This is a genomic window from Pseudomonas syringae, assembly GCF_001698815.1.
Lineage (GTDB): Bacteria > Pseudomonadota > Gammaproteobacteria > Pseudomonadales > Pseudomonadaceae > Aquipseudomonas > Aquipseudomonas syringae_A.
Genome location: NZ_LGSI01000072.1, coordinates 48,630 through 67,739, shown reverse-complemented (window position 1 = coordinate 67,739; position 19,110 = coordinate 48,630). Strand labels below are relative to the sequence as shown.

18 protein-coding genes are annotated in these 19,110 nt (G+C 57.3%); 2 read left to right on the top strand and 16 right to left on the bottom strand.

Features of this window, described 5'->3' with window-relative positions; genetic code table 11:
• Positions 1–20 precede the first annotated feature (20 nt).
• The 7 genes from thiO to AFK24_RS27125 are packed head-to-tail and all read right to left on the bottom strand — an operon-like array spanning position 21 to position 7,028.
• A complete protein-coding gene (gene thiO / locus AFK24_RS27155) occupies positions 21–1,127 on the bottom strand; it encodes a glycine oxidase ThiO (RefSeq protein WP_065836183.1) in 1,107 nt (368 codons plus the stop codon).
• A gap of 26 nt (positions 1,128–1,153) precedes the next feature.
• On the bottom strand, positions 1,154–1,549 hold the full coding sequence (locus tag AFK24_RS27150; protein WP_065836182.1) for a type IV pilin protein: 396 nt from the start codon (positions 1,547–1,549) through the stop codon (positions 1,154–1,156).
• 12 nt (positions 1,550–1,561) lie between these two features.
• Positions 1,562–4,825, bottom strand: coding sequence for a pilus assembly protein (locus AFK24_RS27145; protein WP_065836181.1), 3,264 nt, complete (start codon positions 4,823–4,825; stop codon positions 1,562–1,564).
• Positions 4,812–5,300 (bottom strand): pilus assembly PilX family protein, encoded by a 489-nt coding sequence (locus tag AFK24_RS27140; RefSeq protein ID WP_240500466.1) that lies wholly within the window; start codon positions 5,298–5,300, stop codon positions 4,812–4,814. Before AFK24_RS27140 ends, AFK24_RS27145 begins: the two co-directional genes overlap by 14 nt.
• 35 nt (positions 5,301–5,335) lie before the next feature.
• Positions 5,336–6,043, bottom strand: a complete 708-nt coding sequence (locus AFK24_RS27135) for a PilW family protein (RefSeq protein WP_065836179.1) — start codon at positions 6,041–6,043, stop codon at positions 5,336–5,338.
• Positions 6,040–6,564, bottom strand: a complete 525-nt coding sequence (gene pilV / locus AFK24_RS27130; RefSeq protein ID WP_065836178.1) for a type IV pilus modification protein PilV — start codon at positions 6,562–6,564, stop codon at positions 6,040–6,042. Before pilV ends, AFK24_RS27135 begins: the two co-directional genes overlap by 4 nt.
• A complete protein-coding gene (locus tag AFK24_RS27125; protein WP_065836177.1) occupies positions 6,561–7,028 on the bottom strand; it encodes a GspH/FimT family pseudopilin in 468 nt (155 codons plus the stop codon). The genes pilV and AFK24_RS27125 overlap by 4 nt, the downstream gene beginning before the upstream one ends.
• Positions 7,029–7,160: 132 nt before the next feature.
• Between AFK24_RS27125 and AFK24_RS27120 the strand changes: the two genes are divergently transcribed.
• Positions 7,161–7,661: a GspH/FimT family pseudopilin gene (locus AFK24_RS27120; RefSeq protein WP_065836176.1), complete on the top strand. Its 501-nt coding sequence runs from the start codon at positions 7,161–7,163 to the stop codon at positions 7,659–7,661.
• A 143-nt stretch (positions 7,662–7,804) separates the two neighbouring features.
• Here the strand turns inward: AFK24_RS27120 and ispH are convergent, their stop codons facing one another.
• From ispH to murJ, 6 genes are all read right to left on the bottom strand, one after another.
• A complete protein-coding gene (gene ispH / locus AFK24_RS27115) occupies positions 7,805–8,752 on the bottom strand; it encodes a 4-hydroxy-3-methylbut-2-enyl diphosphate reductase (RefSeq protein WP_065836175.1) in 948 nt (315 codons plus the stop codon).
• A 71-nt stretch (positions 8,753–8,823) separates the two neighbouring features.
• Positions 8,824–9,291: an FKBP-type peptidyl-prolyl cis-trans isomerase gene (fkpB, locus tag AFK24_RS27110; RefSeq protein ID WP_065836174.1), complete on the bottom strand. Its 468-nt coding sequence runs from the start codon at positions 9,289–9,291 to the stop codon at positions 8,824–8,826.
• Positions 9,284–9,790 (bottom strand): signal peptidase II, encoded by a 507-nt coding sequence (lspA, locus tag AFK24_RS27105; protein ID WP_065836173.1) that lies wholly within the window; start codon positions 9,788–9,790, stop codon positions 9,284–9,286. Before lspA ends, fkpB begins: the two co-directional genes overlap by 8 nt.
• A complete protein-coding gene (gene ileS, locus AFK24_RS27100) occupies positions 9,783–12,614 on the bottom strand; it encodes an isoleucine--tRNA ligase (RefSeq protein WP_065836172.1) in 2,832 nt (943 codons plus the stop codon). Before ileS ends, lspA begins: the two co-directional genes overlap by 8 nt.
• Positions 12,611–13,561 (bottom strand): bifunctional riboflavin kinase/FAD synthetase, encoded by a 951-nt coding sequence (gene ribF / locus AFK24_RS27095; RefSeq protein ID WP_065836171.1) that lies wholly within the window; start codon positions 13,559–13,561, stop codon positions 12,611–12,613. Before ribF ends, ileS begins: the two co-directional genes overlap by 4 nt.
• A gap of 132 nt (positions 13,562–13,693) precedes the next feature.
• Positions 13,694–15,232: a murein biosynthesis integral membrane protein MurJ gene (murJ, locus tag AFK24_RS27090; protein WP_065836170.1), complete on the bottom strand. Its 1,539-nt coding sequence runs from the start codon at positions 15,230–15,232 to the stop codon at positions 13,694–13,696.
• 251 nt (positions 15,233–15,483) lie between these two features.
• Between murJ and rpsT the strand changes: the two genes are divergently transcribed.
• Positions 15,484–15,762: a 30S ribosomal protein S20 gene (rpsT, locus tag AFK24_RS27085; protein ID WP_065836169.1), complete on the top strand. Its 279-nt coding sequence runs from the start codon at positions 15,484–15,486 to the stop codon at positions 15,760–15,762.
• Positions 15,763–15,965: 203 nt separating this feature from the next.
• Here rpsT and AFK24_RS27080 read toward each other — a convergent pair whose 3' ends face one another.
• The 3 genes from AFK24_RS27080 to cgtA all read right to left on the bottom strand — a co-directional run bounded on the left by AFK24_RS27080 (position 15,966) and on the right by cgtA (position 18,911).
• Complete coding sequence (locus AFK24_RS27080) at positions 15,966–16,436, bottom strand: CreA family protein (RefSeq protein ID WP_065836168.1); 471 nt, start codon at positions 16,434–16,436, stop codon at positions 15,966–15,968.
• A gap of 29 nt (positions 16,437–16,465) precedes the next feature.
• Positions 16,466–17,584 carry a glutamate 5-kinase gene (proB, locus tag AFK24_RS27075; RefSeq protein ID WP_065836222.1) on the bottom strand — a complete coding sequence of 373 codons (1,119 nt, stop codon included), beginning with the start codon at positions 17,582–17,584 and terminating at the stop codon, positions 16,466–16,468.
• Between the two features lie 103 nt (positions 17,585–17,687).
• Positions 17,688–18,911, bottom strand: a complete 1,224-nt coding sequence (gene cgtA / locus AFK24_RS27070) for an Obg family GTPase CgtA (protein ID WP_020291030.1) — start codon at positions 18,909–18,911, stop codon at positions 17,688–17,690.
• Positions 18,912–19,110 lie beyond the last annotated feature (199 nt).

Genomic DNA, 19,110 nt, shown 5'->3' with positions numbered 1-19,110 from the left:
AAGCCTCGCTCCTACAGGTTTCAATTGCTGACAACCCTGCCCTGCGGCGCATACGGCGCGGCATCGATCACCGGCTCGTGTCCCAGTACCAAATCGGCCAATAGCTGACACGACGCCGGTGCCAGAACCAGGCCATTGCGGTAATGACCGCAGTTCAGCCACAGCCCTTCAAACCCGGTCATCGGGCCGATATAGGGAATACCCTCAGGCGAGCCGGGACGCAAACCGGCCCAATGGCCGACAAGCTGCGCATCGGCCAGCGCCGGGATCAATTCGATGGCCGACGCCTTGAGGCTTTCCAGCGCCGCATCGGTGGGCGTTTTGTCGAAGCCTTCGTGCTCCAGAGTGCTGCCCACCAGAATATGCCCGTCGCGGCGCGGGATCGCGTAACGCCCTTTGGCCAGCACCATGCTCGACAGGAAATCCGATGCGCACTTGTAGAGGATCATCTGGCCTTTGACCGGCTCCACCGGCAAATCCAGTCCAAGGGTCTTGAGCAACTCACCGCTCCAGGCCCCGGCAGCCAGGACGACCTGATCGGCAAGAATATCGCCAGACGCAGTACTCACACCCAGAATTCGATCGCCATCCCGAACAAAACCACTGACCTCACACTGCTCATGAATCGTGACATTCGGCAACGCCAGCAAGGCCGCCGTCAGCGACTTCACCAGTCGCGGATTACGCACGTTGGCGACGTTGGCCATGTAAATCGCGCTCGAATAACCTTCGCCGAGCACCGGCACAGCGTCATGCACAGCAGAGACTTCAACGGCGCTCAACGGGCGATTGTTTTGCGCAGCCCAATCCAGCGCCTGCTGCTCGTCGTCCAGATCCAGCCAGTACAACCCCGTGGTATGCACCTCAGGATCAATCCCGGTCCGCACAAACAGCCGCTCGGCCAGCTGCGGATAGAAATCCTGCGACCAATGCGCCAGCGCCGTCACCGCCGGACTGTAGCGCCACGGATAAAGCGGCGAAACAATCCCGCCGCCAGCCCAGGAGGACTCCTGGCCGACATTGGAACGATCCAGCAGAACGACACTTTCCACCTCGGCAGCGAGGTTGAGCGCAGTCAACAACCCAATGACCCCGCCGCCGACAATCACAACGTGTTGCTTGGACATCTTGCTCTCTATGTCAAAAGTAGAAGTCAGCGGCTCCAGCAGTCTTTGCTGGTTGTACCGTTGGTTGCGCCTGGGTTGGTGCGCGCGCCGGTATTCGTAATCGTGAAGACACCGCACTTGTCGTTGGCCATCATACCTTTGCCGGTAGCTGCAAGCGTGAAGTCTTGAGCATTGAGGGTCTTGGCGATGGTGTAGTAATCGTTGCCTGTGTTCACCCCTGTCGCATCGGTATAGCTGCCGTTTTTTGAATAGAAGCGCTCGAGCGACTGAGTCTGCTCCGACAACAGGCTGGCTATCTCAGCACGATGGGTACGCCGCACATACTCTGTGTAACTGGGGTACGCAATCGCAGCCAGAATACCGACAATCGCCACGACGATCATGAGCTCGATCAAGGTAAAGCCTTTGGATATGTTGCGCATGGATCGCCTTCCCTACTGGATTTGTCGCCACATGATTCGTTGGTAGACGTTTGAGGTGCCGCCTTTTTCAAGAAGTTTCGTGGCCAGATTACCGCTGGAATCAATCAGGTACTTGTTGTCATTCGCCCCACCGGTGCCCGCTACGATCGACGCTAGGTTAGGAATACCCGTGAACACTGCCAGCCCGCTGACGATGGTATCGGACGTGGTGATGTCGTTATCGCCATTGGTATCGAGCACCTGATAGTTCAGCATGCCGCCCTTCGCCGCATCCAGCTCGAACAAACGCCCTGTACCCGTACTTTCACAGGGGTCGGTGGAGCTTACCGATGCCGTGGTGAAAATGATTCGACTGCGGCTGGTTTGCGCTGGGTAGATAATTCGCTCGCCCGGATAGGGGCTACTGGTTGCCAGGTTCATGTACCAGCCTTTCTTGACGGTCCAGTCCACGTCGTTGTTGGAGGAGGTGTAATAAGTATTGTTGTTGAGGACGATGGGGGTCACAGAGATAGTTTGCACCTGTAGATTGCTCTGGGTAATGCTCCCTGCTCCAGCGTCCGCGTCCCAAATGGCGTAGAACGCCTGCTGGTCAGTCGTAGTCTTGTCAGCAATCTCGTTGAATTTTCCGGTACCGAAGTAAACCATCTTGCCGTTGGTTGGGTGGTCGATAAGTGTGGGCTGTACGGTAATGGGCTTGGTTCCATCGTCGGATGCCGTGAATAGCGGCAAGCCGTTGAACGCGACCTTCCAGGACGCGGCGGTTGCGCCACTCATGTCGAACTTCCACAGACGGCCTTTCAGATCGCCTGCATAAGCAGCTTGAACAACGTTCTGTGAGTTGACCTTGAGTTTGACCGATGAAAGGCCATTGTCTGTTTCACCGGTTTTGATGATAGGCGTCTGGATCTCCCGGATCAGCGCCCCGGTATTGGCATCCAGTACAAACAGCGAAGCCCGGCCGGTGAAGCTGCCATAGCCATTACCTACCACGACGATGCTGGTGCCAGCGGCGTCGCCCATCCGCGCGACATCAGGCTTGGAGTACGCATAACCCAGGTTATTGAATTTGTTATTAGTGTCGGAGGTAGCGGGGGGGCTGACCTCCCACAACGCGACTGGAACATTATCGCTTTCATACAACTTGATCCCGTAGTAAGCCTTGCCACCCGCACCGGTGCCGCCGAACGCAATGGTTCGCCAGGACGTACCAAGCTGGGCATCAAAAACCGAGATCTGGCCGTCCACAGTGAATTTATGGGCGCTGGCGCCATACCCTATCGTCGCGATGGTCGCCAGCGAAGCCAGCGCCGTGGAAGGCATGTAAGCATAACGACGGGTGCCATCGGCGTTGAGCACATTGAAAAAACCGTCGTTGGCATTGACCAGCAGGCTGTAGCTCATGCCTCCGGAGGTGGCAGCTTTTTTCGTCAGGTAGGTGCTGTAGGTCGTGTTTCCGATGAGATCTGCCGAGGTCTTGTCGGCAGGCAATGCAGCGACGAGAGGCGAATTGATGATATCGCCAAGCAACTTCGTGCGAGTGCGCAACTTGGTGTTGGCGGTGCCTTTGGTCCAGTCGATCAAGTTGATACCCGTGACACCGGTTGGCAGACCAGTGCTGAGGGTTGTTTGCTGCGCGGCGGTAAACTTGGTGAAATCCAGCGCGATTTTCGCCGGTGTTGTGCCCGTGTTCCAGGACTCGAATAGAGGTGTCGCACCGTTAACAACCTTATCGTCGGTGGTCCACACCGCGCTGGAAAGCGAGCCGGTGGAGGTGTTCAGGTCATAGGCGTTGATTGTGCCGTGCCAATCGATGGGATCGTACAGGGTTTGATAAAAACGCGTGCCAGAGGTGAGCGTGGCCGAGTTTGCTGCACCACCACCGCCGGAACCGGCCTTGGCATAGATATCACTCAATGCGCTGCTTAACGCAGTTGTCAGCCCGGCACTATCGTTGGTTTGAAAGTACTTGCCGTGCCCATGATCGGTATCCGCCGCATCTATCAGCATCTGGTTGGCAGCGGTGAACCCGATGGTATAGGTGCTCATGTTCTGTTGAAGAAAGCCTGCATCGTCCCAGCTTTTCGACGTCAGATCCGTACCCACACCTTTAACGGTTTTTCGCATATCGATGTCGTAGGCAAACTTCGCCATGTCATCCAGATACAGAGCATCGCCCTCGCCGTTCCCCTTCGGATTCGTACCATCGTTAGCGGCATTCAAATCCCAGTTTGGAAGGGTCCTTGGCTTACCTAGCAAAGCGTCCGGGTCATCTGCCGGAAAAGTAAGGTCATAAGTCGGCAACCCATCGGTAACGACGACGCCAAAATTTTTTTGACACCGGTACTGTATCGGGCTGGTATAGGTAGTGGGCGCACCGGAGTAAGTGGAATAGGGCTTCATCCCTCGAAAATAACGGGTGATTTCATAATAGGTTTCTGCAAGAGGCGTATTTGAATCCGCCCTCAATGCAGCGATCTTCGCCTTCAAATCAGTGACATTCGTAGCGGCATCATTTGCACTGACCGCGGCCTGATACGTCGTTTTCTTGACTTCAGAAAGGTCCTTGACGTCTTTGGTAATCTTGCCACCCGGTCCAGAATCATCATTGGTAGGAGGATTGAAATTAGCAAGACCTATGCGTATTGGGGTGTAATTCGTTCCGGCTGACGCGTTATTCGCCACCAGTGCCACACTGTTCGTCACGAAGTTTGTGGATACCGTGCGCGCCACATTCATACGGAAATCGTTTGGGATGATATTAGTAAAATCTTTAGTTGCCACCTTACTAGCAACAGCCAAATCAACGAGATAAGAAATATAATCTGCCGTATAACGCGTAGAGCCTTCATTCGCGACACTGACGGGATCTGGCAATTTAAGACAGTATTCCAGCTTTCCACGCTTGATATATTTATAAGTCGAATCACAGCCGGTGAAGGAGGTTGTACTTAACGTCAGCGTGGCATCACCGACTATATCAACCGAAGAACCATCACACGCATACTCATTACCTCTACGATCAGTGCAGACCCCTCTGTAAATATAAGTGATCGTCGAGCGAACAACTGTTGGATCAAACGCAGACGCCCAGATAATATTATTCATACTCCCTGAGTTATCCACCAATAACATCAGGTTAGGTGGAATAGCCGTCGCACTCAACAGCGGCACCGAAGAAGGAGTAAATGCCCCATAGACCGGAGCCGTCACATACAACACCAACAGCGCGCCGTAGAAATACTTCAAGCCACGGTGTAGTGTTTTAGCAAAAAGCATAAAGACTCTCCAGCACGGTTCTCGTTACAACACCCTGGATGCCGACAGCGGTGACGCGATAGAGCGTGACGGAGCCTGTACAGGTTGGAGGGCGACTGATTGGTGTTGCTGTGGTACCAAGATTCTGAATACCGTAGAACGCGTTCGCCCCGACTGCATACCAACGAACACCGGAAGTGCTATTGACGCCAGCAGCAAGCGTTTCGCTGGTGGATTCTGCAGGAGGAACACATCTGGTAGCGGGTGTACATTTATCCAGAACATACCCGCTCACCTGAATCGACGATTCTCCCACCCGCAACGCAGCCTCGGCAGTCTGGAACGACTGATTACGGAACGTCACGCTGCCAGCCATTTTCTCCTGCAGCGTAGCGCTCTGCATCGAAGAAATACCGATCAGTGTCAGTAACAACAGGAAGACCAGGCTGACCAACAGCACCATGCCCCGCTGCGGACCAAGCGCTTTCATCGACATGCGGCGTGTCGTTATCGTCATCGCATTCAGCCCGTTCAAAATCGATTACGCAGAGCAGCGACTACGCTGTAAGTCTGAGTCCGCACGCGGTTATCAGGGTCTTGCAACGTCAACCTGATGCGAACGCTGCGGATGTTTGCTGATGTACCCGTAGTAACAACGCTGGTGTAGGACATCGGATACCCCGCCCCCATACCAAAGGAAACTTCCAGGCTCGCGACGTTGCTCAGTATTGTCTGCGGCGCATCGGTGCCGATTCCGGCTTTAAATTTCAAGTCGGTTCCGCTCAGGGTGTAGGCCAGCTGCCGCAATGGAAAGGCCGTAAGTCCGGCAGGCGTGACTTTCCCTAAATAGATCTGATTGGTGGTCTGGCAATCGGAAGCCACTGTCCAGGTGGACGTAGAGCCGGAAGTGCCTACGTCAGCAGAAATCAGCGTTAATGCCTTGGTAGTGTTATCCCAGAGAATCGGAGTGTTGAACGCAGTGGGCTTGGCAATGGAGCCGGTGACAAGCGTGGCACTGTCCAGGCTCATGCAGCCGAACATGCCCGCCATGCGAATTTCCTGCATCAACTTGCTCAACACAAACCGCGCATCTTCCTGCATTCGCGCCGAGGAGTTCTGCGACATGAAAGTGGTACGCGACGAAACGAAGATTTGAGTAATGCCCAGCGTGATGACAAGACCCAGAACCAGCGCCACCATGATTTCAACCAGGCCGAAGCCTTTGCTGAGCTTCTTCATGGCGTCACCACATCAGCGCCGATGCGTGAGCTAAGGGTGAAGGTGCGTTTTGTGGCTGGATTGCTGGTATCGCCGGTTGCCTGAGCGCTGGAGCCAACAGCCCGGGCATCATCCCACTCGATAGTGATGGTCACTACCGGTTTGGCGATGACAATTTTGCTGTTGGCACCGTTGTCACCTGCAAAGGCTGTGATATTCGCCTTGAAATCGTACAGATCCTGATCGCGAGCGTTGTTCAGATTTGCAGCGGGCGCAGCACTCAAGGAAGCCAGCGCATAGCTGCCCAGCACATCGTTCACGCCATTGCTTGATGCATTGCCATCCACGTTCGCCCGTATGCGATCCATCATGTCATAGGCAATGAAACTGGCCTGACTGGTCATGGCCGCGCTGTCAGTGTATTTCAGCGCATTGAGCTGGATCGCCGCCGCGCCCAACAAGCCAATGGCCAGGATCAGCACTGACACCAGTACTTCGATAAGCGTCATTCCTGACTGTTTACTGCTACTGCCTTTGATCATGTGCAGCTTCCGCCTAAAACTATTCTTCCATTCAGACAAACATTTATCGTTTTACTAATCGTGCCCAGCGCATAGGCCATGGCCACCGCAGTGCCAGGTGCCTGAAGACCTCCCAGATTATTGAACTCGACATACGTGACATTCGGCGCGCTCACCGTTGCACCACTGCTCATTGCCGGGACGGTCCGCAACGTTACGCCCGTGCTGGAGGACAAGACCACTTTCAACTCGGTGTTCCATGCTGCGCCAACGCTTGCCGGCAACAACTGCACGCTCACCCCCCTGTTTATCGCTTCCAGCCGCGCATAGTTGAGCGCTCGCTGCAAATCGCTGACTTCGGTATCAGCTTTCGAGTTCTGGATGACACTGGTAAAGCTGGGAATCGCAATCGCCGCCAGAATACCCACCAAGGACACAGTGACTAACAATTCGATCAGGCTGAAGCCCTTGGCGCGGTGGCTCATTGAGTGTCTCCTAGACGTTACAACTATAGGGCAGCGGCTGCGTCCTGAAGTTGACTGAAGGATATACGGTTGTTTAGTCAGGACGAATGCCCGGATGGCGTTCAGGTGAAGTATTTTCAGGGAGGAATGCTCATGAAGCAGGCAGGTTTCACGCTTGTCGAATTGATGGTGACGCTGGTGCTGCTGTCAGTGATTTCGCTAGTGGCGCTGCCGGCGCTTGGGGAAATGGTCGATGCACAGCGGCGGCAGGATGCGGCGCAGCGGTTAGCCAGCGGCATACGCACGGCGCGGACCGAAGCGATCCTGCGTAATCAAGTCGTGACCATCCACAGCATCGACGCTGACTGGAGCAATGGCTGGCGAATCATTGCAGATAAGGATGGCAAGGGGCCTGACGAAGATGATCCGGTGCTTGTGGAGCGAGCGGCCAGTGGGAAAGCCAGGGTTGTTGGAAACCAGAAAGTCGAAAGCCACATCAGTTTCAACGGTATGGGCGTGCTCATGGGCGCAGGCAATGGAAGGTTGTTTGTTTGCCTGAAAGACCAGCCGGTCAGCCGTTATCAAGTTGTATTGGCGTTAACGGGACGGGTCAGGATTGAAAATCAGGAAAAACCCGAGGAATTATGCGGGTGATACAGAGGCCGGGATCCTGGAGCGAGGCTTGCCCGAGAATCGGCCATAGGAGCGAACGTAGGAGCGACTTTAGTCGCGAGAGCGCCAATTGCCCTCCCGGCTAAAGCCGGTCCTACACCAAGCCTCGCTCCAACACTCTGGCATCACAACAACGACTTGACCCGCAATTCCTTGGGCATCGAGAAGATGACGTTCTCGGCGCGGCCGGCCAGTTCGTCTGCGCCGGTGGCGCCCCAGGCATGGAGTTGCTGGATCACGCCGCGCACCAGAACTTCCGGAGCCGAGGCGCCGGCGGTGATGCCGATGCGCTCGACACCGTCGAACCAGCTGCGCTGCATGTCTTCAGCGCCGTCGATCAGGTAGGCCGGGGTCGCCATGCGCTCGGCAAGTTCCCGCAAACGGTTGGAGTTGGAGCTGTTCGGGCTACCGACCACCAACACCACATCGCATTCGTCCGCCAGCAACTTGACCGCATCCTGGCGGTTTTGCGTGGCGTAGCAGATGTCGTCCTTGCGCGGCCCGCCGATGGCCGGGAAACGGCTGCGCAGTGCGTCGATGACCCGGCTGGTGTCGTCCATGGACAAGGTCGTCTGGGTCACGAACGCCAGGGATTCAGGGTTGCGCACTTGCAGGTTGGCGACGTCCTGCTCGTCTTCCACCAGATAGATCGCGCCGCCGTTGCTGGCGTCGTACTGGCCCATGGTGCCTTCGACTTCGGGATGGCCCTGGTGGCCGATGAGGATGCACTCACGACCGTCACGACTGTAACGCGCCACTTCGATGTGCACCTTGGTCACCAGCGGGCACGTTGCGTCGAACACTTTCAAGCCACGCCCGGCGGCTTCAGTGCGAACTGCCTGAGAAACACCGTGCGCGCTGAAAATCACGATGACGTCATCCGGCACCTGATCCAGCTCTTCGACGAAGATCGCGCCACGTGCGCGCAGGTCTTCGACGACAAATTTGTTATGAACCACTTCATGGCGCACATAGATCGGCGGACCAAACACTTCCAGGGCACGATTGACGATTTCGATCGCACGGTCCACTCCAGCGCAGAAGCCGCGGGGGTTGGCGAGTTTGATTTGCATAGCGTGCCTCGTGTCTACGTGCGGAACAGCCCGACCGGAGTCGGGCTGGCTTTCTAACCTGGCGTCAGGCCTCAGAGAGCCTTGACCTCGAAAATCTCGACTTCAAAGTTCAGGGTCTTGCCCGCCAACGGGTGATTGAAGTCGATGGTCACCTGCTCATCATCGAAAACCTTCACCACGCCTGGCAGTTCAGTATTGGCCGCATCGTTGAAGATCACCAGCAGGCCTTCGGACAATTCCATGTCCTTGAACTGCGAACGCGGGATGATCTGCACGTTTTGCGGGTTTGGCTGACCAAAGGCGTTTTCCGGCAGGACCTGCACGGTGCGCTTGTCACCGGCCTTGAAGCCGAACAACGCGGCTTCAAAGCCAGGCAACAGGTTGCCATCACCGACCTTGAACGTGGCCGGAGCCTTTTCGAAGGTGCTGTCCACGGTATCGCCGTTCTCCAGGCGCAAAGCAAAATGCAGCGTGACTTCCGTGTTCTGACCGATGCGTTGCGCTTTCGCGGCATTATCGGCCAATAACTGTTCAGTCATTAACGGGCTCTCCGGTTTTCTTGCTCTTGAACATATCCAGCGCCAGCATGATTGCACCGACGGTGATCGCACTGTCGGCAACGTTGAACGCCGGGAAGCGGTATTCGTTGCGCCAGTGCACAAAGATGAAATCGATCACATGACCCAGCGCGATGCGGTCATAGAGGTTGCCCAAGGCGCCCCCCAAAACCAGCGCCAGTGCTACGGCGAGCCAGGTTTCATCCCGGCCCAGACGTTTGAGCCAGACCACCAGCACCGCGCTGACCACAACAGCGATCAAGGCGAACAGCCAGCGCTGCCAGCCCGAACTGTCGGCGAGGAAGCTGAATGCCGCGCCCGTGTTGTAGGCCAGGGTCCAGCTGAAGTAATCCGGAATCACGATGATCTGTTGATACAGGCTCAGCGTGTTTTCGAAGTAATACTTGCTGGCCTGGTCGATGACCAGGACCAGCACACTCAGCCAGAGCCAGGCCAGACGGCCGAAACCTGCCTTAGGCATAGTGACGAACCTCACCCGAACCGCTGATATTGTCGACGCAACGACCGCAGATTTCAGGATGCTCCGGATCTACGCCGACGTCAGCACGGTGATGCCAGCAACGGGCACACTTCGGATGACCGGACTTGACCACTTTCAGCTTCAGGCCGGTAACCTCGGTGACCACCGCATCGGCAGGTGCATCAAGCACCGGAGCGACGCTGGCAGTCGACGTGATCAGTACAAAGCGCAGTTCGTTGCCGAGTTTGGCCAGGTCCGCAACCAGCGAGTCCTGGGCATACAAGGTCACTTCAGCTTGCAGGTTGCCGCCGATAGCCTTGGCTGCCCGCAGGTTTTCCATTTCCTTGTTGACCGCGACTTTGACTTCCATGATCCGCTCCCAGTAGGCGCGGTCCAGTTCGAAGTCGGCTGGCATTTCGCTCAGGCCTTCGTACCAGGTGTTGAGCATCACGGACTCGTTACGCTCGCCCGGCAGGTACTGCCACAGCTCGTCGGCAGTGAACGCCAGGATCGGCGCGATCCAGCGCACCAGCGCCTCGGAGATGTGGAACAGCGCGGTCTGGCAGGAGCGCCGTGCCGTGCTGTCGGCCGCCGTGGTGTACTGACGGTCCTTGATGATGTCCAGATAGAAACCACCCAGCTCCTGCACGCAGAAGTTGTGGATCTTCGAGTAGACGTTCCAGAAACGGTATTCGCCGTAGTGTTCTTGCAGTTCGCGTTGCAGCAACGCAGCGCGATCCACGGCCCAGCGATCCAGCGCGAGCATTTCTTCGGCGGGCAGGATATCTGTCGCCGGGTTGAAGCCGGTCAGGTTCGAGAGCATGAAGCGTGCAGTGTTGCGGATCCGCCGATAGGCGTCTGCGCTGCGCTGCAGGATCTGATCGGACACCGCCATCTCGCCGGAGTAGTCAGTTGCGGAAACCCACAGACGCATGATGTCGGCGCCCAGGGAATCGTTGACCTTCTGCGGCGCAACCACGTTGTTCAGCGACTTTGACATCTTGCGACCATTTTCGTCGACGACGAAACCGTGGGTCAGCAATTCGCGATACGGAGCGTGGTCGTCCAGCATGCAACCGGTCAGCAAGGACGAGTGGAACCAGCCACGGTGTTGGTCCGAACCTTCCAGGTACAGGTCAGCGCGCGGGCCAGTCTCGTGGCCCATCGGGTGCGAACCGCGCAGAACATGCCAATGCGTGGTGCCGGAATCGAACCATACATCCAGCGTGTCGGAGATCTTGTCGTACTTGGGCGCTTCGTCACCGAGCAACTCGGCGGCGTCCAGCTTGAACCAGGCTTCGATGCCTTCCTGCTCGACACGCAGGGCCACTTCTTCCATCAGCTCCACGGTACGCGGATGCAGCTCACCGCTTTCCTTGTGCAGGAAGAACGGGATCGGCACGCCCCAGTTGCGCTGACGCGAGATGCACCAGTCAGGACGATTGGCGATCATCGAGTGCAGGCGTGCCTGGCCCCAGGCCGGTACGAACTGGGTTTCTTCGATGGCTTTGACGGCACGCTCGCGCAGGGTTTCGCCGGTTTCCGGCTGCTTGTCCATGCCCACGAACCACTGCGCCGTAGCGCGGTAGATCAGCGGCGATTTGTGGCGCCAGCAGTGCATGTAGCTGTGCGTGATGGTTTCGGTGTCCATCAAGCTGCCGACTTCGGCCAGCTTGTCGATGATGTTCTGGTTGGCCTTGAAGATGAACTGGCCACCAAAGAACTCCAGCGACTCGACATACACGCCGTTGCTCTGCACCGGGCTGATGATGTCGTCGTTGGTCAGTCCGTAGCTCTTGCTGATCACAAAGTCGTCGACGCCATAAGCGGGCGAGCAGTGAACAACGCCAGTACCAGCGCCCAACTCGACGTAGTCCGCCAGATACACAGGCGACAGGCGATCGTAGAACGGGTGACGGAAGTTGATCAGTTCCAGCTCGGCACCGGTCGTGGTGGCGATCACGGTGCCTTGCAGCTTGTAGCGCGCCAGGCACGACTCGACCAGCTCGGAAGCCAGCACCAGCAATTTGTCACCGACATCAACCAGCGAGTATTCGAACTCGGGGTGGACGTTCAGCGCCTGGTTGGCGGGAATGGTCCACGGAGTAGTGGTCCAGATCACGATGGATGCAGGCTTGCTCAGCGAAGGCAGACCAAAGGCCGCAGCCAGTTTGGCCTCATCGGCAATCGGGAAAGCGACGTCGATGGTCGAAGACTTTTTGTCCTGATATTCGACTTCCGCTTCAGCCAGCGCCGAACCGCAATCGAAGCACCAGTTCACCGGCTTGAGGCCCTTGAACACGAAACCGCCTTTGACCATTTCCGCCAGTGCACGGATTTCTCCGGCTTCGTTGGCGAAGTCCATGGTGCGGTACGGATTGTCCCAGTCGCCCAATACGCCAAGCCGGATGAACTCGGCTTTCTGGCCTTCGATCTGCTCGGCCGCGTAGGCACGGCACAGCTCGCGAGTCTTGTCCGCAGGCAGGTTCTTGCCGTGGGTGACTTCGACCTTGTGCTCGATCGGCAAGCCATGGCAGTCCCAACCCGGAACATAAGGCGCGTCGAAGCCCGAAAGGGTTTTCGAGCGGATGATCATGTCCTTGAGAATCTTGTTTACGGCGTGACCGATGTGAATATTACCGTTGGCATAAGGAGGGCCGTCGTGCAGGACGAACTTTGGACGATCCTTGCCAATCTCGCGCAGCTTCTGGTACAGGCCAATGCTGTCCCAGCGCTGCAGAGTTTGCGGCTCGCGCTGGGGCAGGCCGGCCTTCATTGGGAAGGCGGTGTCCGGAAGGTTTAGCGTGGCTTTGTAGTCGGTCATTTAAGGCTCTTCGTTAGCGGTTGGCCATGCCAATGGGCACGGGCGGCGGCGACGTCCGCATTGATCGCCGTCTTGAGCGCCTCCAGTGAGGCGAAACGCTGCTCATCACGCAGCTTATGGTGGAAAGCCACCGTCAAACGCCGGCCATACAGGTCACCGGCAAAATCCAGAAGATGCACTTCAAGGTGGGCACTGCCATCACCTGCCACAGTCGGGCGCACGCCGATATTGGCGACTCCCGGCCAGGTCTTGCCGTCGATGCTCGCACTGACCAGATAAACCCCGGTCAGCGGTACACGACGACGCTTGAGTTGCACGTTGGCCGTGGGTGTACCCAACTGGCGCGCCAGTTTCTGGCCATGCAGCACTCGTCCTGCAATCCGGAACGGACGACCGAGCATGCGCTCGGCAAGGGTGAAGTCCGCCACAGCCAAGGCGTTACGCACCTTGGTGCTGCTGACCCGAACACCATCGATCTCAACGGTCTGTGCCGCCTCGACCGTAAAGCCCTTGGTGGCACCCACGTGTTGCAGAAAATCGAAATCGCCGATCCGGTCGCAACCGAAACGGAAGTCGTCGCCCACTTCAAGATGCCGCACGCCCAGGCCCTGGATCAGCACCGTTTCGACGAACTCGGCGGCACTCAGCTCGCTCAGGCGCTGATTGAAAGCCAGGCACAGCACCTGATCAACACCCTCGGCCGCCAGCAATTCCAGCTTGTCGCGCAAGCGTGCCAGACGGGCTGGAGCGGTGGCCGGGGCGAAGAACTCACGCGGCTGCGGCTCGAAAATCACCACACAGCTGGGCAGGCCCAACTCGACAGCACGATCCCGCAAGCGCGCCAGAATAGCCTGGTGGCCTCGGTGAACACCGTCGAAGTTGCCGATAGTGGCGACGCAACCCCGATGTCGGGGTTGCAGATTGTGAAGGCCTCGAACCAGCTGCATAACGCGCTTCTTGCTCATAAAGTGGCCGATTATAACCACACACAGCCCTGGACGACAGGCAACACGCCAAGGCAAAACAACAGTCGTGTGCCCATAACGGCAAAAATCGACGACTACCCTTTGAATCCCTTCCTACATCACGGCACTGCGGGCGAAGTCTTTCAGACGAAAGCCCAATGCCAGAAGCATCACGAAATACGTCGCCAACCCCGCAGCCACCAAGCCGCCCAGGCGAACGAAGCGCTCCAGCATATGCCCCTCGTCCCAGGCCGGCATGAAATGCATGAGCCCCAGCAGAACCCCCGACATCACCGCCACCGCCACGACCAGCTTGAACAAATACTTGGTCCAGCCGGGTTGCGGCTGAAACAAATCCTGCTTGCGCAGCTGCCAGAACAGCAATCCGGCGTTGATGCATGCACCGACACTGATCGCCAACGCCAGGCCCGCATGCTGCAGTGGACCAATGAACGCGAGGTTGAGCAGCTGAGTAACAATGAGGGTGAAGATCGCGATTTTCACCGGGGTACGAATATTTTGTTGCGCATAAAAGCCGGGCGCCAGCACCTTGATGACAATGATGCCCAGCAGGCCGACTGAATAAGCGATCAATGCGCGCTGGGTCATGGCCGCGTCCAGTGCATCGAATTTACCGTATTGAAACAGAGAAACGGTCAGCGGTTCAGCAAGGATACCCAAGGCCAGCGTGCATGGCAGGACCAGCACGAAGCACAGGCGCAAGCCCCAGTCGAGGATCCGCGAATATTCATGGCGGTCCTTGCTGGCGTAGGTCTTGGAGAGGATCGGCAGCAAGATCGTGCCGAGCGCAACGCCCAGCACACCTGATGGCAATTCCATCAAACGGTCGGCGTAGTACATCCAGGAAACCGATCCGGCCACAAGGAACGAGGCAAAAATCGTATTGATAATCAGAGAAATCTGACTCACGGAAACGCCAAGGATGGCCGGCAGCATCTGCTTCATTACCCGCCAGACGCCAGAGTCGCGCAAATTCAGTCGCGGCAGGACCAGCATGCCGATCTTTTTCAGGTGCGGCAGTTGGTAGAGCAGCTGCAGCAAACCACCGACCAGCACTGCCCAGCCCAGCGCCATGACCGGCGGATCGAAGTACGGAGTCAGGAACAGCGCGAAAAAAATCATGCTGACGTTGAGCAGGGTCGGCACGAAGGCCGGCACCGAGAAGCGATTCCAGGTATTGAGGATCGCGCCCGCCAGCGATGACAACGAGATCAGCAATATATAAGGAAAGGTCACCCGCAACAGGTCGGAGGTCAGCGCGAATTTTTCCGGCGTGTCAGCAAAGCCGGGGGCCGTGGCCCAGATCACCCAAGGGGCGGCAATGATGCCCAGCAAGGTCACCAACGCCAACACCAGGGTCAGCAAGCCGGTCACATAAGCGACGAAGGTTCGCGTCGCCTCCTCGCCCTGCTGGCTTTTATATTCGGCGAGAATCGGCACGAAAGCCTGAGAGAAAGCCCCCTCGGCGAAGATGCGGCGCAGCAGGTTGGGCAGCTTGAATGCGATAAAAAACGCGTCCGTGGCCATTCCGGCACCGAAAGTTCGCGCGATGATTGTGTCCCGAATAAAGCCCAAAACCCGGGAAAGCATCGTGATAGAGCTGACGGCAGCCAGTGATTTGAGTAGATTCATTAAGGAATTATTGCCTTGGCTAAAGGACCGGGCGATTAACCTGTCCATTTATGCGATACTCCGCGCCGCAAAAGCCCAGAGTCAAAGTCGGCGAGTTTACAGGTCGCGCCCCGGAAATAAATATCCCGGTCAAACACAACGACCACTCAGCGGAACACATCAACTGCCCTTGACAACACATCAACTCATCGGCATGATTCGCGGCCTATTTTGTTTGCTATTTCCTAAAAAGTCTTTCGAGGAGCTCGACGGTGGCCAACACACCTTCCGCCAAAAAACGTGCAAAACAGGCTGAGAAGCGTCGCAGCCACAACGCCAGCCTGCGTTCCATGGTTCGTACCTACATCAAGAATGTAGTTAAAGCCATCGACGCAAAAGACGCTGAAAAAGCGCAAGCTGCTTATGTTCTGGCCGTGCCAATCATCGACCGTATGGCCGATAAAGGCATCATCCACAAGAACAAAGCTGCTCGCCATAAAGGTCGCCTGAATGGTCACATCAAGGCTCTGAACCTTGCTGCTGCTGCCTAAGCGACACGCTTGTTAAAAAACCGACCTCAGGGTCGGTTTTTTATTGGGTGGGATTTGGAGATGCGCAGCTGAGCCAATGGGGCTGGACGTGATGGGTCCCGTAGGACCGGCTTCAGCCGGGGAGACCGGAATTCTGACGACGCAGCTGCTGCGGATCAATTGCCCCCCTCCCGGCTAAAGCCGGTCCTACGCAACTCAAACGCTCAAGGCGCGGGCGCGGGCACCCACGGCAGGATCGGAATCGCTGTCACGGCATTCTGCGGGCTGCCTTCGATGACGCGGTCGCTATAGACCAGATACACCAGCGTGTTGCGCTTCTTGTCCAGGAAACGCACGACCTGCATGGTCTTGAAGACCAGCGATGTGCGCTCCTTGAACACCTCATCACCGTCCTTCAGGTTTTCCTTGAAGCGGATCGGCCCGACCTGACGACAAGCGATGGACGCCTCGGCGCGATCTTCAGCCAACCCGAGACCACCCTTCACTCCCCCGGTCTTGGCCCGGGACAGATAACAGGTCACGCCCTCGACCTTGGGATCATCGAAAGCCTCGACCACGATCCGGTCGTTCGGCCCGACAAACTTGAACACGGTCGAAACCTGACCAATCTCTTCGGCGGAAGCCAGCAGCGGAAACGCCAGCAGCAACCCCAATATTCCCTTCATGACGCGCATCAAATCTTCCTTCCAGCAAAAAAGTCCGATCAAACCAGAATCAGATTATCCCGGTGCACCAGCTCCGGCTCTGCCATGTAGCCAAGCACACGCACGATGGCGTCGGACGACTGACCAATAATCTTCTGCGCCTCAAGCGCACTGTAGTTACTCAAGCCCCGCGCAACCTCGCGACCGTCCGGCGCGACACAGACCACCATTTCACCGCGACGGAAGCTGCCTTGCACCAGCTTGACACCTACCGGCAGCAGACTTTTGTGATCAGTGCTCAGCGCCTTCACGGCACCGGCATCGAGCACCAGCGTGCCACGGGTCTGGAGATGCCCCGCCAGCCATTGCTTGCGCGCCGCGAGCATTTCACGCTCCGGCGAGAGCAGCGTACCGAGGCGCTCACCGGTCTTGAGCCGCGCCAGCACCCGCTCGATGCGCCCACCGACGATAACGGTGTGTGCGCCGGAACGAGCAGCCAGACGCGCCGCACGCAACTTGGTCTGCATGCCGCCACGACCCAACGCGCCGCCCGTACCACCAGCAACAGCGTCCAGCGCCGGATCATCGGCACGCGCTTCGTAGATCAACTGAGCTTCGGGGTTGTTGCGCGGATCAGCGTCGAACATGCCGTCGCGATCAGTGAGAATCACCAACAGGTCAGCCTCAACCAGATTCGCAACCAGCGCCGCCAGCGTGTCGTTGTCGCCGAAACGAATTTCATCGGTCACGACCGTGTCGTTTTCGTTGATGACCGGGATGACACCCAGCTCGACCAGCGTACGCAAGGTGCTGCGGGCGTTCAGATAGCGCTTGCGATCAGAAAGATCGTCGTGGGTCAGGAGGATTTGCGCAGTATGCCGGCCATGCTCGGCAAAGCTCGACTCCCACGCCTGAACCAGCCCCATCTGACCGATAGCGGCAGCAGCCTGCAGTTCGTGCATGGCACTGGGTCGCACCGTCCAGCCCAGACGACTCATCCCGGCCGCGACAGCCCCGGACGACACCAATACCAGTTCAACGCCCGCCTCATGCAGCGCCACCATTTGCTCGACCCACACACCCATCGCCGAACGATCAAGGCCTTTGCCGTCTGCCGTAAGCAGGGCACTGCCGATCTTCACGACCCAGCGCTGGGCGCCCGTCACTTTGCTGCGCATCATCTTCCAACCTTAGCCAGAGAATTTTGGTAGATACAAATTCGAGAAACCGGATACAAAAACGCCGCTTATAAATAAGCGGCGTCTAGTTTACTGCACCCGATCAGTCACGGACGTAAATGATTTCCGGACCATCTTCATCGTCCTCGTCATCTTCATCCCAATCGTCTTCACCAATGTCATGCACGCTCTTCACGCCGCTGCGGCGCAGGGCACGCTGATCGTCCAGCGCTTGCAGCTGGGCACGCGCTTCATCTTCGATGCGCTGATCCAGCTCAGCCAGCTCTTCAGCATAACCAGGCTCTTCGACGAGACGCAGATTGCGCTCTTCGAGGTAACGCATGATGTCGCGGCTCAGCTGCTCGGTGCCTTCTTTGGCAATCGCAGAAATCACATAGACCGGACCGGTCCACTCAAGACGATCGACGATTTCCTTGACCCGAGCCTCGTGCTCCTCCTCAAGGATCTGGTCGCACTTGTTCAACACCAACCAGCGATCGCGCTCAGCCAGGGACGGGCTGAACTTGACCAGCTCATTGACGATGATTTCGGCGGCATCCGGAGCACTGGATTCATCCAGCGGCGCCATGTCGACGAGGTGCAACAGCAGACGAGTCCGTGCCAAGTGCTTGAGGAAACGAATCCCCAGGCCCGCGCCATCGGAGGCGCCTTCGATCAGGCCGGGAATATCGGCAACAACGAAGCTCTTCCAGCGATCAACACTGACCACACCCAGGTTAGGGATCAGGGTGGTGAACGGGTAATCGGCCACTTTCGGCTTGGCAGCGGACACCGAGCGAATGAATGTGCTTTTACCGGCGTTCGGCAAACCCAGCAGACCGACGTCAGCCAGAACCTTCAGCTCTAGCTTGAGATCGCGCTGATCACCAGGCTTGCCCGGCGTGGTCTGACGTGGCGCACGGTTGGTACTGGATTTGAAACGAGTGTTGCCCAGACCGTGCCAGCCGCCCATGGCGACCAGCAGACGCTGACCAGCCTTGGTCAGGTCGCCGATGATTTCCTGAGTGCTTGCATCGATAACCGTGGTTCCAACCGGTACGCGCAGCACCAGCTCTTCACCTTTCTTGCCGGTGCAATCGGCGCTGCCGCCATTGGAACCGCGCTCGGCGTCGAAGTGACGGGTGTAACGGTAGTCGACCAGAGTGTTGAGGTTCTCGTCGGCGATCATGTAGATCGAGCCGCCATCGCCACCGTCGCCGCCGTTAGGACCGCCGTTTTCGATGAATTTTTCGCGACGGAAGCTCATGCAACCGTTGCCGCCGTCACCGGCTTTTACTCGAATGGATACTTCATCAACAAATTTCATAACGCACGCCTCCCGCCACAGGGACGAGCTGAACAACATAAATTCATAAGACTCTTGCAAAAATGAGCGTTGCGATACCGATCAGAAACCAGCGACCTCAAGGGGTCAACATCACAACAGCCCGCACAAACAGTTTTGCAAGAGACTCACCAAAAGCTTTTACAACCAACAACCTTCAAAAACGAAAAAGCCCCGTCGC